General features: G+C 69.2%; 14 protein-coding genes. 1 reads left to right on the forward strand and 13 read right to left on the reverse strand.

What is annotated here, in order from left to right; translation table 11 throughout:
* Window position 1: 1 nt before the first annotated feature.
* From IM725_RS09210 to IM725_RS09225, 4 genes are all read right to left on the reverse strand, one after another.
* Complete coding sequence (locus tag IM725_RS09210) at window positions 2-1,330, reverse strand: efflux RND transporter periplasmic adaptor subunit (RefSeq protein WP_193780284.1); 1,329 nt, start codon at window positions 1,328-1,330, stop codon at window positions 2-4.
* 53 nt (window positions 1,331-1,383) lie between these two features.
* A complete protein-coding gene (locus tag IM725_RS09215; RefSeq protein ID WP_407692514.1) occupies window positions 1,384-2,832 on the reverse strand; it encodes an efflux transporter outer membrane subunit in 1,449 nt (482 codons plus the stop codon).
* Window positions 2,833-2,837: 5 nt separating this feature from the next.
* Window positions 2,838-3,380 carry a MarR family winged helix-turn-helix transcriptional regulator gene (locus IM725_RS09220; RefSeq protein ID WP_193780286.1) on the reverse strand — a complete coding sequence of 181 codons (543 nt, stop codon included), beginning with the start codon at window positions 3,378-3,380 and terminating at the stop codon, window positions 2,838-2,840.
* A gap of 126 nt (window positions 3,381-3,506) precedes the next feature.
* Window positions 3,507-4,430 (reverse strand): hypothetical protein, encoded by a 924-nt coding sequence (locus IM725_RS09225; RefSeq protein ID WP_193780287.1) that lies wholly within the window; start codon window positions 4,428-4,430, stop codon window positions 3,507-3,509.
* Between the two features lie 126 nt (window positions 4,431-4,556).
* On the opposite strand from IM725_RS09225, the gene IM725_RS09230 reads away from it, so the two are divergent.
* A complete protein-coding gene (locus tag IM725_RS09230; RefSeq protein WP_193780288.1) occupies window positions 4,557-6,338 on the forward strand; it encodes an ABC transporter transmembrane domain-containing protein in 1,782 nt (593 codons plus the stop codon).
* Window positions 6,339-6,395: 57 nt separating this feature from the next.
* Here IM725_RS09230 and IM725_RS09235 read toward each other — a convergent pair whose 3' ends face one another.
* The 9 genes from IM725_RS09235 to nuoI are packed head-to-tail and all read right to left on the reverse strand — an operon-like array spanning window position 6,396 to window position 14,343.
* Entirely contained in the window at window positions 6,396-6,827 is a 432-nt protein-coding gene (locus tag IM725_RS09235) for a DUF1178 family protein (protein WP_193780289.1), read from the reverse strand.
* Window positions 6,828-6,836: 9 nt separating this feature from the next.
* Complete coding sequence (locus tag IM725_RS09240) at window positions 6,837-7,427, reverse strand: NUDIX domain-containing protein (RefSeq protein WP_193780290.1); 591 nt, start codon at window positions 7,425-7,427, stop codon at window positions 6,837-6,839.
* Window positions 7,424-7,729 carry a DUF2818 family protein gene (locus tag IM725_RS09245; protein WP_193780291.1) on the reverse strand — a complete coding sequence of 102 codons (306 nt, stop codon included), beginning with the start codon at window positions 7,727-7,729 and terminating at the stop codon, window positions 7,424-7,426. Before IM725_RS09245 ends, IM725_RS09240 begins: the two co-directional genes overlap by 4 nt.
* A 23-nt stretch (window positions 7,730-7,752) precedes the next feature.
* The gene (gene nuoN, locus IM725_RS09250) at window positions 7,753-9,240 is read right to left on the reverse strand and encodes an NADH-quinone oxidoreductase subunit NuoN (protein ID WP_193780292.1); all 1,488 of its coding nucleotides are present in this window, start codon (window positions 9,238-9,240) and stop codon (window positions 7,753-7,755) included.
* A 21-nt stretch (window positions 9,241-9,261) separates the two neighbouring features.
* A complete protein-coding gene (locus IM725_RS09255) occupies window positions 9,262-10,740 on the reverse strand; it encodes an NADH-quinone oxidoreductase subunit M (RefSeq protein ID WP_193780293.1) in 1,479 nt (492 codons plus the stop codon).
* 25 nt (window positions 10,741-10,765) lie between these two features.
* Window positions 10,766-12,850: an NADH-quinone oxidoreductase subunit L gene (nuoL, locus tag IM725_RS09260; protein ID WP_193780294.1), complete on the reverse strand. Its 2,085-nt coding sequence runs from the start codon at window positions 12,848-12,850 to the stop codon at window positions 10,766-10,768.
* A gap of 7 nt (window positions 12,851-12,857) precedes the next feature.
* A complete protein-coding gene (nuoK, locus tag IM725_RS09265) occupies window positions 12,858-13,166 on the reverse strand; it encodes an NADH-quinone oxidoreductase subunit NuoK (protein ID WP_193780295.1) in 309 nt (102 codons plus the stop codon).
* Window positions 13,163-13,819, reverse strand: coding sequence for an NADH-quinone oxidoreductase subunit J (locus IM725_RS09270; RefSeq protein ID WP_193780296.1), 657 nt, complete (start codon window positions 13,817-13,819; stop codon window positions 13,163-13,165). The genes nuoK and IM725_RS09270 overlap by 4 nt, the downstream gene beginning before the upstream one ends.
* Before the next feature lie 5 nt (window positions 13,820-13,824).
* Window positions 13,825-14,343 carry an NADH-quinone oxidoreductase subunit NuoI gene (gene nuoI / locus IM725_RS09275; RefSeq protein ID WP_193780297.1) on the reverse strand — a complete coding sequence of 173 codons (519 nt, stop codon included), beginning with the start codon at window positions 14,341-14,343 and terminating at the stop codon, window positions 13,825-13,827.
* Window positions 14,344-14,355: the final 12 nt, after the last annotated feature.

The raw sequence follows: 14,355 nt of genomic DNA on the forward strand, positions 1-14,355 counted from the left end.
GTCAGTGGGCGGCGCTGGCGGCGGCCGCGCGGGCGACCACGTTGTCGGTGGCGGGCTGGGCGGCCGGGGCCTTGGAGCCTGCCGAGGCCGCGGCCATCGCGGGCGCACGGCCGAGGTTGGCGGCGATCACGCGGCGCACCTCGGCCTCGGCGCCCTTGTCGGCGCTGCCGAAGACCTGGGTCTGGGCCACGGCGGCGTTGCGCGGCGCCTCGGCCAGGCTCTTGCCGTCCTGGGTGTGCACGTCGACCTCGGCGTCCATGGACAGTCCCACGCGCAGCGGATGCTCGGCGATCTCCTTGGGGTCCAGCGCGACGCGCACCGGCACGCGCTGCACCACCTTGATCCAGTTGCCGGTGGCGTTCTGCGCCGGCAGCAGCGCGAAGGCCGAGCCCGTGCCCGCGCCCAGGCCTGCCACCTTGCCGTGGTACTCGACCTTCTTGCCGTACACGTCGGCGGTGAGCTCGACCGGCTGGCCGATGCGGATCTGGCGCAGCTGGCTTTCCTTGAAGTTGGCGTCGACCCACACTTCACGCAGCGGGATGATGGACATCAGCGGCGTGCCGGCGGCCACGCGCTGGCCCAGCTGCACGGTGCGCTTGGCGACGTAGCCGTCCACCGGCGCCGGCAGCGCGGCGCGCTGCGAGGCCAGCCAGGCTTCGCGCACCTTGGCGGCGGCGGCCTGCACGCTGGGGTGCTGCTCCACGCTGGTGCCTTCGGTCATGGCCTGGTTGCTGGTGAGCTGTTCGCGCGCGGCGGTGACGCCGGCCTGGGCCGCGGCCAGGGCGCTGCGCGCGGCCGTGAGCTGGGCCTGGGCGTGCTCGATCTCCTCCTTGGAGACCGCGCCGTTGCCGGTCAGCGACTGGCGGCGCGCCAGGTCGTCGCCGGCGCGGGCGACCTCGGCCTGCGCCTTGGCCACGTCGGCTTCGCGCAGCGACACCTGCGCCGCCAGCGAGCCGTTGTTGGCGTACAGGGTGCGCACCTGGCGCACCGTCTGCGCGAGGTTGGCCTCGGCCTGGTCCAGCGCGACCTTGGCGTCCGCCGGGTCCAGCTGCACCAGCGGCTGGCCGGCCTTCACGTAGTCGGTGTCGTCGGCGTAGATGGCCTGCACCGTGCCGCCGATCTGCGGCGTGATCTGCACCACGTTGCCCTGCACGTAGGCGTTGTCGGTGGACTCGTAGTGGCTGGCGACCAGCCACTCGTAGGCGCCCCAGGAGAGGCCGCCGATCACGACCACCGCGGCGATCGAGAGCAGGGCCTTGCGGCGGCGGGTGTTGGGCGCGGTCGGCTCGGGCGCGGCGGGGCGGGCGGCGGCGGCGTTGTCGTTGCTCATGGGACTTCCTTGTTTCTGTCTGTTCTGGCGGGCTTGCGTGTTCGGGTTCTGCGTCAGCGGGCGGCGAGGTCGGTGCCGGCGGCCGGGGCGGCCGGCTGCCAGCCGCCGCCCAGCGCGCGCACCAGCGAGACCTGCGTGTCCAGCGCGCGGCCGGCCAGGTCCACCGCGAGGCGGCGCTGCGCCAGCACCGCTGTTTCCGCGCTCAGCACGTTCAGGTAGGTGCCCAGGCCGGCCTTGTAGCGCTGCACTGCGATCTGGTAGGCGTCCTCGGCGGCCTTCGCCGCCTGCTGCTGTTCGGCCTGCTGGCGCTCGATGGAGCGGCTGCTGCTGACCTGGTCGGCCGTGTCGCGGATCGCGTCCAGCAGCGCGGCGTTGTAGCTCTCGACGGCGGCGTCGTAGTCGGCGGACTTGCCGCGCAGGTTGGCCCGCAGCTGGCCGCCCTCGAAGATGGGCAGGCGGATGGCCGGGCCCACGCCCCACTGCTCGCTGCCGCTGTGCAGCAGGCGGTCCAGGCCGAAGCTGGAGAGGCCGGCGAAGGCGACCAGGTTCACGTTGGGATAGAACTGCGCGCGTGCGTTGCGGATCTCGGCGCCCGCGGCCTCCACGCGCCAGCGGGCGGCGGCGATGTCGGCGCGCTGGCCCAGCAGGTCGGCGGGCAGCGCGGCGGGCAGGCCCAGGCGGCGCGCGGTCGCCAGGCTGGGCGAGGCCTGCAGGGGCTGGTTGCCCAGGCCGGCCAGCGCGGCCAGCGCGTGGCGCGCGATCTCGGCCTGCTCCGACAGGGCCTCGATCTGCTGCCGCGCCTCGGGCAGCGAGCCTTCGCTCTGGCGCAGCTCCAGCGTGGTGTCCAGGCCCGCGTGCACCCGGTCCTGCACCAGCTTGAGCGATTCCTCGCGCTGGGCCAGGGTGCGGCGCGCCACCTCGAGCTGGTCGTCGATGCGGGCGAGCTGGAACCAGGCGCGCGCGACGTTGGTGGAGAGCAGCACGCGGGCGGCGTCCGCGTCGGCGCGCGCGGCCTGCGCCGCATTCAGCGTGGCGTCCAGCGCGGCCCGGTTCTTGCCGAAGAAATCGATCTCCCAGTTGCCGGCGAGCTGCAGCGTGCCCGTGTTGAAGACCGCGCCGCCATAGGGCGGCGGGTACAGGCTGTTGGCGCTCAGCTTCTGCCGCTGCGCGTCCAGCTCGCCGCCGAGCTTGGGCAACAGCGCGGCCTGGGCGGCGCCGGTCATGGCCTGGGCGCGCTCCACGCGGGCCTGGGCCGCACGCAGGTTGGGGTTGCCCTGCAGGGCCTTGTCCATGAGCGCGTCGAGCTGGGCGTCACCGAACTCACGCCACCAGTCGGCGTGCAGCGGGGCGGCCGGCTGGGCGCTTGCAGCGACCGGGGCCGCGAGGCCCAGCGATTCGGGACTGCGCAGCTGGGCCTGGGGCGCGATGCCACCGGTGCTGGCACAGCCGGCCAGCGCGAGCGCCGCGGCCAGGGGGGCCAGGCGGGAAAAGGGGAAGGTCATGCGTTTCATCGTTCTTGTCCTTGGGCGGCCTGGTCGCGCTCGGCGCGGATCTGCACCGCGTTGTCCAGGATGCGGCGCAGCAGGCCGCGCAGCAGCTCCCATTCGTCCTTCGAGAAGCCGCGCAGGTGGTTGTTCTGCACACCGCAGAGCACGGCGGGGATTTTTTGCGCACGCTCGCGGCCTTCGGGCGTCAGCGCGAGGTTGACCACGCGGCGGTCGGTCTGCGAACGCTCGCGCCGCACCAGGCCCTTGGCCTCCAGGCGGTCCAGCATGCGGGTCATGCCGCCCACGTCCAGGCGGCACTGCCGCGCCAGCTCGGCGACGGTCATGTTGCTGCCCATCAGCATCTTCACCAGGGGCAGCCATTGCGAATTGGTCAGGCCCTCCGGCTCGAGCTCGTCCTCGACCGCGTCGGCCACCCGGTCCAGGATCTGGCGCATGAGGTAGCCCACGCTTTCCTCGGGCCGGTAGGTGCGGGGGTCGTAGAAGGCCGGCACCGGACCGGTGGCCCGGGCCCGGTGCTGCTGGGGGGTGGTGTCGGTTTCCATCGAGCCCGGATATTATTTGACTAGACAAACATTGTCAAGTCACTGTTTGCCTCGGCAATTAATCCGCAGACGGGCGCGGGTCTTGGTTTTGTGCTGGGGTGGCGGCGCGCGGGGCGCGCGCGGGCTTCAGTCCAGCCGGCGCAGCAGCACCAGCTTGCCGGAGAGGAAGTCGCCCGGCTCCAGCACCTCCTTGAGCGAGGCACAGGGCTTGGGCGTGTAGAAGACCGGCGGCTGGCCGAAGCGCTCGTAGCCCCGCTGGTGGCAGCCCTCCGCGGTGGCCACCAGGAACAGGGGCTTGCGCTGCAGGTCCTGCTCGGGCAGCGAGACGGCCGCCGTGAGCGGGACCCGCCAGCTGTGGGCGAAATCGTTGCGGAAGTCGGCGTGGGTGCCCAGGAAGGCCCCGTAGTCGCTCCAGCGCGAGAACCGGTAGCGCAACTCGCCCACGCGCCGCAGCCGGGCGCCATCGGCCACATAGGCGGCGAGGCCGAAGAGCGCCGGCTCGCGCTGGCGCGAACTCACCGTCACGCGGGCCACCAGCAGCCGGTGCTGCTTCTCGGCATCCTCGAAGCGCCAGCCCTCGCCCCAGGAATCGAACACCCAGCGGTGCAGCAGCGCCGCCGAGGACAGCGCGAGCGTGGTGTCGCCGGCATTGAGCGTGCCCGCCACCGGGAGCGCCTTCAGCCCCTGGGCGGCGAGCCGGCGCTCGGCCTCGGCCTGGGCGTCGCGCGCCTTGTCGAAGGCCGCGACGCGCTGCGTCATGGTCTCGGTCTCGGGGCTGACGGGGAAATTCTGCGACAGCGTGCGCAGGCTGGCATGCACGCGCTGCGCATCGCCCGCCCGCAGTGCCTCGTCGACCTCGCGGCCCAGCAACCCGGGCGAGAGCCGCAGCTGGGCGTTCTCCTCGCGCAGGTGCGCGACCTCCAGGCGCAGCTTCTGCAATTCGCCGGGCTCGTCGGCCGCCGAGGCCGTGTTCGACGGACCGCAGCCCGCGCACAGCAGCGCCGCCGCGAGCAGGCCCGTGGAGACGCTGGCCTGGCCAGCCACTTTCAACGCACGCCGGGGCATCACTTCACCCTCGCTTTCCCTGTGCGGCCATTATTGGCGAGCCAGCGCGCGCCGTGGGGCGATGCAAGGGACACTACCGAGTGCGGGTGCACGGTTCAGTACACTGCCGCGATGCCCGACCCCAAGCCCGCACGGGGCTCGCCCCGCTCCCTCTCCGGCCTGCTGCCCTTCATGCGGCCCTACCGCGCCCGCTTCGCGCTGGCCGTGCTCTTCCTGGGCCTGGCGGCGGCCACCACCCTGCTCTTCCCTGTCGCGCTGCGCGGACTGATCGACGGCGGCCTGGCGGCGTCGGCCGACGCCAAGGGCGAGAAGCTGATGGCGCTGCGCACCCATTTCCTGGAGCTGTTCGCCGTCGCCGTGGCGCTGGGCGTCTCCTCGGCCCTGCGCTTCTACATGGTGACCTGGCTGGGCGAGCGCGTGACGGCCGACCTGCGCAACGCGGTCTACGCGCACGTGCTGCGGCAGAGCCCGCAGTTCTTCGAGACCACGCAGACGGGCGAGGTGCTCTCGCGCCTGACCACCGACACCACGCTGGTGCAGTCCGTGGTCGGCTCGCAGCTCAGCCTGGGGCTGCGCAACACCGTGCTGGGCCTGGGCGCGATCGGCATGCTGGTCTGGACCAACCCGTACATCATGCTGCAGGTGCTGCTCATCATCGTGGTGGTGGTGCTGCCCTCCATGGCCTTCGGCCGCCGGGTGCGCAGGCTCTCGCGCGCCAGCCAGGACCGGCTGGCCGACTCCAGCGCCATCGCCGCCGAGGTGCTGAACGCGATCCCCGTGGTGCAGGGCTACACGGCCGAGGGCCGCGAGGCCTCGCGCTTCGACGACGCCACCGAGCGCACCTTCCAGACCGGGGTGCGCCGCACCCGGGCGCGGGCCGTGCTGGTGGCCTTCATCATCATCGCCACCGCGGCGCTGCTGCTGTGGGGCCTGTACCAGGGCACGCAGGCGGTGATGGCCGGCCGCATCAGCGCCGGCCACCTGGGCGAGACCATCGTCTACGTCATCATCCTGGCCGGCGCGGTGGCCGTGCTGGGCGAGGTCTACGGCGACGTGCTGCGCGCCGCGGGCGCCACCGAGCGCTTGATGGAACTGCTGGACAGCCGCTCGCCCGTGCAGGGCCCGGCCCGGCCGGTCGCCCTGCCCGCGCCGGCGCGCGGCAGCACCGTGAGCTTCGAGCACATCCGCTTCCACTACCCCTCGCGCCCCGGCCAGCCCGCGCTGGAGGACTTCAACCTCACGGTCACCGCCGGCGAGACCGTGGCCCTGGTCGGGCCCAGCGGCGCCGGCAAGAGCACCGTGTTCCAGCTGCTGCTGCGCTTCTACGACCCGCAGTCGGGCCGCGTGCTGCTGGACGGCGTGCCGCTGGCCGATGCCGCCCTGGAGGACCTGCGAAACCGCGTGGGCATCGTGCCGCAGGAGGCGGTGGTGTTCTCCAGCAGCGCGATGGAGAACATCCGCTACGGCCGGCCGGACGCCAGCGACGAGGAGGTGCGCGAGGCCGCGCGCGCGGCCTTCGCGCACGAATTCATCGAAGCCCTGCCCGAGGGCTACGCCACTTTCCTGGGCGAGCGCGGGGTGCGGCTCTCCGGCGGCCAGCGCCAGCGCATCGCAATCGCGCGGGCCATGCTGAAGAACCCGCCCCTGCTGCTGCTGGACGAGGCCACCAGCGCACTGGACGCCGAGAGCGAGCGCATGGTGCAGGCCGCGCTCACGCGCGCCATGCAGGACCGCACCACGCTGGTGATCGCCCACCGCCTGGCGACGGTGCAGCAGGCCGACCGCATCGTGGTGCTGGACCATGGCCGCATCGTGGAACAGGGCACGCACGAGCAGCTGGTGGCCGCGAACGGGATGTACGCGCGCCTGGCGGCGCTGCAGTTCATGGCCTGACACGGGGGGATCGCTTTCCCCTGTGACTGAAAGGCCTGTTGCAGGCCTGTCGCAGGCCTATTGCAAGGGTTCCTTGAGGGCCTTGGGCACGGGCAGGGGCAGCACCGGAATGCCCTCCTCCAGCAGCGCCCGGGTCTCCTCCGGCGAGGCCTGGCCGCGGATGGCACGCTCGCCAGCTTCGCCATAGTGCATGCGGCGGGCTTCTTCGGCGAAGCGTTCGCCCACGTCCTCGGTGCTGGCCATCACCTGGCGCATCAGCTTCAGCCATTCAGCCTGCTGGCGCGCATCGGGCGTGGCCGCCACGGGCTGGCGCGGGGCCTCGGCGCCCAGGTTCAGGCGCGGCGCGCTCAGGCGCTTGGCGATGCCGGTGTCGCCGCAGATCGGGCATTCCACGAGCTGGCGGGCGAGCTGGCCCTGGAAATCATCCTCGGAGCCGAACCAGCCCTCGAAACCGTGGCCGTGGGTGCATTGGAGGTCGAGTACCTTCACAGCACGGAATTATGAGCGCCAGTCCAGTTTCCAAGCCCCGGACAGGACATTCTGGAGCCAGAGCGTACCGGTCAGCGTCTTGGCATCGGTGATGCCGCCGTCGCGGCAGGCGGCCAGCACCCAGTCCGGCGACTCGGCGAACACGTCCAGGAATTCGCCGTGATCGAGCTGGCGCTGCTGCAGGCTGAGGCCGCGGCAGAACCAGACCTCGATGAACTCGGTCGAGTAGGAGATGACGGGGTGCATCACGCCGGCGCGGGCCCACTCACGCGCCACGTAGCCGGTCTCCTCGAGCAGCTCGCGGCGCGCGCAATCGAGCACCGCCTCGCCGGCATCGAGCTTGCCGGCCGGGAATTCGACCATCACGCGCCCCATGGGGTAGCGGAACTGGCGCTCCAGCACCACCCGGCCGTCGTCCAGCAGCGGAATCACCATCACCGCGCCGGGGTGGATGATGTATTCGCGCGTGGCCGAATGCCCGTCGGGCAGGCGCACCGTGTCGCGCTTGGCATGCAGGAAATTCCCCCGCAGGATGTCCTGGCTGTCCAGGCGTTCCTCGAAGAGGTGCCGGTGCGGGCCGGCCGGGTCGGCCTCGCTCATCGGGGGTCGTTCTTCCAGAGGTACTGGTAGACGAAGCCCGGAAAGGCGAAGACCAGGAACAGCGCGCCGGTCACCACGTAGAACTCCCAGCCCTGGGGCGCCACCTGCCCGGCACGCGCCTCCAGGCCCACGCCCAGGGCGCCGACCAGGCCGTACAGCACCGCGAGTTCGGCCAGCCGCAGGGCCAGCGGCTTGCGCCCGCTGCGCGGCACCACGCCCAGCCAGCGCTGGTTCAGGAATGGCAGGTTGGCGGCCACCAGGGCCGCCACGATGATGATCCAGATCGACGCGGTGAGGGACATCGTGGGCCGCGCGGGTTGCCGGCTCAGCTCGCCAGGGTCTTGATGATGGCCTGGGCGCAGAGCGTCATCAGGCCACCCGGCAGGATGCCCAGCAGCAGCACCAGGGCGCCGTTCAGCGACAGCACCACCCGCACGTCGGCCGGGGCCGAGACCGTGGTGGCCGTGATCGGTTCGTCGAAGTACATCACCTTCACCACGCGCAGGTAGTAGAAGGAGCCGATCAGCGAGAGCAGCACGGCGAAGATCGCGACGCCCACGGCGCCCGGGGCGTGCGAGGACACCAGGGCCTGCAGCACCGACAGCTTGGCGTAGAAGCCGACCAGCGGCGGCACGCCGGCCAGCGAGAACATGCAGATCGCCATTACGCCGGCGTACAGCGGGCTGCGCTGGTTGAGGCCGGCCAGATCGGAGATCTCCTCGCTCTCGAAGCCTTCACGGGCCAGCAGCAGGATGATGCCAAAGCTCGCCAGCGTGGTGAGCACGTAGGTCACGATGTAGAACATCGCCGAGCTGTAGGCGTTGGCGGCCGGGGCGGTGTTGCCGTTGACCACGCCGCAGCTCAGGCCCAGCAGCACGAAGCCCATCTGGCCGATGGTCGAGTAGGCCAGCATGCGCTTGAGGTTGGTCTGGGCGATGGCGGCCAGGTTGCCGACCAGCAGCGAGCCGATCGCCATGATGAGCAGCATCTGCTGCCAGTCGATGGCCAGGGGCAGCATGCCTTCCACCAGCAGGCGGATCGCGATCGCGAAGGCGGCCAGTTCGGGCGCGCTGCCGATGATCAGCGTGATGGCGGTGGGGGCGCCCTGGTAGACGTCGGGGATCCACATGTGGAAGGGCGCGGCGCCCAGCTTGAAGGCCAGGCCGGCGACGATGAACACCAGGCCGAACACCATCACCTGGTGCTTCACGGCGCCGGAGCCCACGACCTTGAACACGGTGCCGATGTCCAGCGAGCCGGTGGCGCCGTAAAGCATGGACAGGCCGTACAGCAGGAAGCCGCTGGCCAGCGCGCCCAGCACGAAGTACTTCATGGCCGCCTCGGTGGCGGTGGCGTGGTCACGGCGCAGCGCCACCAGGGCGTAGCTGCTCAGCGTCATCAGCTCCAGGCCCAGGTAGATGACCAGGAAGTTGCTGCCCGAGATCATCACGAACATGCCCAGCAGCGAGAACAGCGAGAGCGTGAACAGCTCGCCGCCGCGCATCATGTCGCGGTCGGCCGCGTAGGGGCGCGCATAGACCAGGCAGACCATCATGGCCAGCGAGGCGAAGCACTTGAGCCAGTTGCCCATGGGGTCGGTGACCACCATGCTGCCGAAGCCGTAGACGGTGGTGTTGTCGGCGGCGAGCTGGCCGGTCCACAGGGCGATCACGCCCAGGGTGATCATGGACAGCACGTAGGTGAGGTTGCGCAGGCGCGTGGTGACCCCCAGGTCCAGCAGCGCGATGACGCAGGTGGCCGCCAGCAGCACGATCTCGGGCGCGACGGCGAACAGGTTGAAGTGATCCAGCATGGCTTTCTTTCCGGCGCGGCGTCAGGCGGGCAGCTTCGAGGTGGCGACGTGCTTCAGGAACTCGGTCACCGAGGGGCCCATCACGTCGGTGAAGGGCTTGGGGTACAGGCCCATGTAGAGCACGGCCACGGCCAGCAGCGCCAGCATCAGGAATTCGCGGCTGCCGATGTCGGTGAGCTCGCGCACGTGGTCGTTCGCCACGGGACCCAGGTAGACCCGCTTGAACATCCACAGGGTGTAGCCGGCGCCCCAGATCAGGGCGGAGGCGGCCACCATGCCGATCCAGAAGTTGGCCTTCACGCTGCCCAGGATCACCATCCACTCGCCCACGAAGCCGGCCGTCGCGGGCAGGCCGCAGTTGGCCATGGCGAACAGCAGCGCGAAGGCGGTGAAGTTGGGCATGGTGTTGACCACGCCGCCGTAGGAAGCGATCTGGCGCGAGTGCACGCGGTCGTACAGCACGCCGATGCACAGGAACATGGCGCCGGAGACGAAGCCGTGGGCGATCATCTGCACCAGGCCGCCCTGCACGCCCAGGTCGTTGAAGATGAAGAAGCCCAGGGTGACGAAGCCCATGTGGGCCACGGACGAATAGGCCACCAGCTTCTTCATGTCCTGCTGCACCATGGCCACCAGGCCCACGTAGACCACGGCCACCAGCGACAGGCCGATCATCAGCCAGGCGTATTCATGCGCGGCGTCGGGCGCGATGGGCATGGAGAAGCGCAGGAAGCCGTAGGCCCCCAGCTTCAGCATGATCGCGGCCAGCACGGCGGAGCCGCCGGTGGGCGCCTCCACGTGCACGTCGGGCAGCCAGGTGTGCACCGGCCACATCGGCACCTTCACCGCGAAGGCGGCGAAGAAGGCGAAGAACAGCAGGGTCTGCGCCGACATGGGCAGCGGCAGCTTGTGCCAGGCCAGGATGTCGAAGCTGCCCTGCGAGGCGCTGTACAGGTAGATCAGCGCGATCAGCATCAGCAGCGAGCCGAGCAGCGTGTACAGGAAGAACTTGAAGGCCGCGTAGATCTTGTTCGGGCCGCCCCACACGCCGATGATCAGGTACATCGGGATCAGGGTGGCTTCGAAGAAGGTGTAGAACAGGATGCCGTCGAGCGCGCAGAACACGCCGATCATCAGCCCCGACAGGATCAGGAACGCGCCCATGTACTGGTTCACGCGCTCGGTGATCACCTCCCAGGCCGAGATCACCACGATCAGCGTGATGAAGGCCGTGAGCACCACGAACCACAGCGAGATACCGTCCACGCCCAGGGCGTAGTTGACGTTGAAGCGCTCGATCCAGGGCGCCTTCTCGGCGAACTGCATCGCGGCGCTGGTGGTGTCGAAGCGCGTGTAGACCGGAATGGTCACCAGGAAGCTCACCAGCGCGCCGATCAGCGCGATCCAGCGAACCGCCCGGGCCTGGTCGTCCCGCCCCAGCGCGAGCAGCACGGCGCCAAAAAAGATCGGCGTCCAGATGGCAAGGCTCAGCAAACCCATTGTTTCTTCTTTCCGTTCTTTGTTCTTATCGGCCGGGCCACCAGACGAACCAGGTCATCAGGACGAACACGCCCACGATCATCGCGAACGCGTAGTGGTAGATGTAGCCCGTCTGGAACCAGCGCACGATCCCCGCGACCCAGCCCACGCTGCGCGCGCTGCCGTTCACGAAGGCACCGTCGATCACGGCCTGGTCGCCGCCCTTCCACAGGCCGGTGCCCAGCAGGCGGGCGCCGCGCGCGAGGACGTTCTCGTTGAACCAGTCCATGTAGTACTTGTTCTCGAGCAGGGTGTAGATGGGCTGCGCGGCGCGCTTGATCGCGGCCGGCACGCGCGGGTTCACCAGGTACATGTACCAGGCGCTGACCACGCCCGCCAGCGACAGCCAGAAGGGCGCGCCCAGGAAGCCGTGCAGGGCCATCTGCACCGGGCCGTGGAACTCTTCCTTGAGCGCTTCCATGGAATGGTGCAGTTCGCCATTGACGAAGATCGCATCCTTCAGGAAGTCGCCGAACAGCAGCGGCTGGATGGCCCAGAACCCGATCACCACCGAGGGCACCGCCAGCAGCAGCAGCGGTGCCGTCACCACCCAGGGCGACTCGTGCGGCTCGTGGTGGCCGTGCGCATCGTGGCCGTGGCCATGGTCGTCGTGCCCGTGGTGCCCGTCGTGGGGCTGGTGGTCGGGCTCCTCGTCCGAGAAGTGGGCGTGGTGGGCATCCGGGTTCTGGTCGTAGCGTTCCTTGCCGTGGAAGACCAGGAAGTACATGCGGAACGAGTAGAAGGCCGTGACGAACACGCCCGCCAGCACCGCGAAGTGGGCGAAGCCCGCACCCGGCAGGTGGCTCTCGCCCACGGCCTCGATGATGCTGTCCTTGGAGAAGAAGCCGGCGAAGAAGGGCGTGCCGATCAGGGCCAGCGAGCCGAGCAGCGAGGTGATCCAGGTGATGGGCATGTACTTGCGCACGTTGCCCATCCAGCGGATGTCCTGGTTGTGGTGCATGCCGATGATGACCGAGCCCGCGCCCAGGAACAGCAGCGCCTTGAAGAAGGCGTGCGTCATCAGGTGGAACACGGCCACCGAATAGGCCGAGGCGCCCAGCGCCACCGTCATGTAGCCCAGCTGCGAGAGCGTGGAGTACGCCACCACGCGCTTGATGTCGTTCTGGATGATGCCCAGGAAGCCCATGAAGAGCGCGGTGATGGCGCCGATCACGAGGATGAAGTTCAGCGCGGTGTCGGACAGCTCGAACAGGGGCGACATGCGCGCCACCATGAAGATGCCGGCCGTCACCATGGTGGCGGCGTGGATCAGCGCGGAGATGGGCGTCGGGCCTTCCATCGAATCAGGCAGCCACACGTGCAGCGGGAACTGCGCGCTCTTGCCCATGGCGCCGATGAACAGGCAGATGCAGATCACGGTGACCAGCATCCAGTCGGTGCCCGGGAAGCCGATCTTGGCCAGCTCGCCCACCTTGGCGAAGGTCTCCGCGTAGGACAGGGTGTTGGCGTAGGCGGCGATCAGGCCGATGCCCAGGATGAAGCCGAAGTCACCCACCCGGTTGACCAGGAAGGCCTTCATGTTGGCGAAGACCGCGCTGGGCTTGGTGAACCAGAAGCCGATCAGCAGGTAGGACACCAGGCCCACCGCTTCCCAGCCGAAGAACAGCTGCAGGAAGTTGTTGCTCATCACCAGCATCAGCATGGCGAAGGTGAACAGCGAGATGTACGAGAAGAAGCGGTTGTAGCCTTCGTCCTCTTCCATGTAGCCGATGGTGTAGATGTGGACCATCAGCGAGACGAAGGTCACCACGCACATCATCATGGCGGTGAGGCCGTCGATCAGGAAGCCGACTTCCATCTTCAGGCCGCCGACCACCATCCACTGGTAGAGGGTTTCGTTGAAGCGGGCGCCGTCCATGGCCACGCTGCGCAGCGTCATGGCCGAGAGCAGGAAGGCCACCAGCACGCCCAGGATGGTGAAGGTGTGCGAGAGCCGGCGGCCGATGACGTTGCCGCCGAAGCTGGTGCCCAGGATGCCCGCGAGCGCGGCGCCCACCAGGGGCGCCATCGGCACGGCCAGCAGCGTGGAGGCGTTGAGGGTCTGGCTCATTGTTGTCTTAACCCTTGAGGGTGTTCAGTTCGTCCACGTTGATGTTGTTCTTGTTGCGGAACAGCAGCACCAGGATGGCCAGGCCGATCGCGGATTCGGCGGCAGCCACCGTCAGGATGAAGAACACGAACACCTGGCCGTGCATGTCGCCCAGGTAGTAGGAGAAGGCGACGAAGTTCATGTTCACCGCCAGCAGCATCAGCTCGATCGCCATCAGCAGCACGATCAGGTTGCGGCGGTTCAGGAAGATGCCGATCACCGACAGCGCGAACAGGATCGCGCCCAGCGAGAGGAAGTGGCCCAGGGTGAGCGTCATGCCTTGTTCTCCACGGCGGCCGCGACGGGCTGCGGCGCCGCCACCGTGGGCGGCAGCTTCACGATCTGCAGGCGGTCGCGCGCCTTCACGCGCACCTGCAGCGAGGGGTCCATGGCGCGGCTGTCCTTGCGCTGGCGCAGGGTCAGCGCGATGGCGGCCACGATGGCGACCAGCAGCAGCACGGCCGCGATCTCCAGCGGGTACAGGTACTGGCTGTAGATCAGCTTGCCCAGTTCCTTGGTGTTGGAGTACTGCGCACCGGCGGCGGCGGCCTGGGCCACGGCTGGCATGGGGCGCGGCTCCTCGGGACGGAAGCCGGCCATCAGCACGCCGGCCATCTCCAGCACGATCAGCACGCCCACGCTGGCGGCCAGCGGGAAGTGCTTCCAGAAGCCCACGCGCAGGCTGTCCATGTCGATGTCCAGCATCATCACGACGAAGAGGAACAGCACCATCACGGCGCCCACGTAGACCAGCACCAGCGAGATCGCCAGGAACTCCGCCTTGAGCAGCATCCAGACCGCGGCGGCCTGGAAGAAGGACAGCACCAGGAACAGCGCGGCGTGCACCGGGTTGCGGGCCGTGATCACACGGAAGGCCGCGACCAGCAGCAGCGCCGAGAAGAGGTAGAAGAAACCGGTTCGGATGTCCATGGCGATCAACGGTATTTGGCGTCCTGCGCCTTGCGGGCCGCGATCTCCGGCTCGTAGCGGTCGCCGACGGCCAGCAGCATGTCCTTGGTGAAGTACAGGTCGCCCCGCTTCTCACCGTGGTACTCGAGGATGTGCGTCTCGACGATGGAGTCGACCGGGCAGCTTTCCTCGCAGAAGCCGCAGAAGATGCACTTGGTCAGGTCGATGTCGTAGCGCGTGGTGCGGCGGGTGCCGTCGGTGCGCTGGTCGGACTCGATGGTGATCGCGAGCGCGGGGCACACGGCCTCGCAGAGCTTGCAGGCGATGCAGCGCTCCTCGCCGTTCTCGTAGCGGCGCAGCGCGTGCAGGCCGCGGAAGCGGGGCGACAGCGGCGTCTTCTCCTCCGGGAACTGCACGGTGATCTTGCGGGAGAACATGTACTTCCCGGTGATCGCCATGCCCTTGAACAGTTCGATCAGGGCGAAGCTCGACAGGAAGTCCTTCAGCGAGAAGGCCGGCGTGGGGTTCAGCGTTTGGGTGGACATGACGAGTCCGCT

The organism is Ramlibacter aquaticus (genome assembly GCF_015159745.1).
GTDB classification, from domain to species: Bacteria; Pseudomonadota; Gammaproteobacteria; order Burkholderiales; family Burkholderiaceae_C; genus Ramlibacter; species Ramlibacter aquaticus.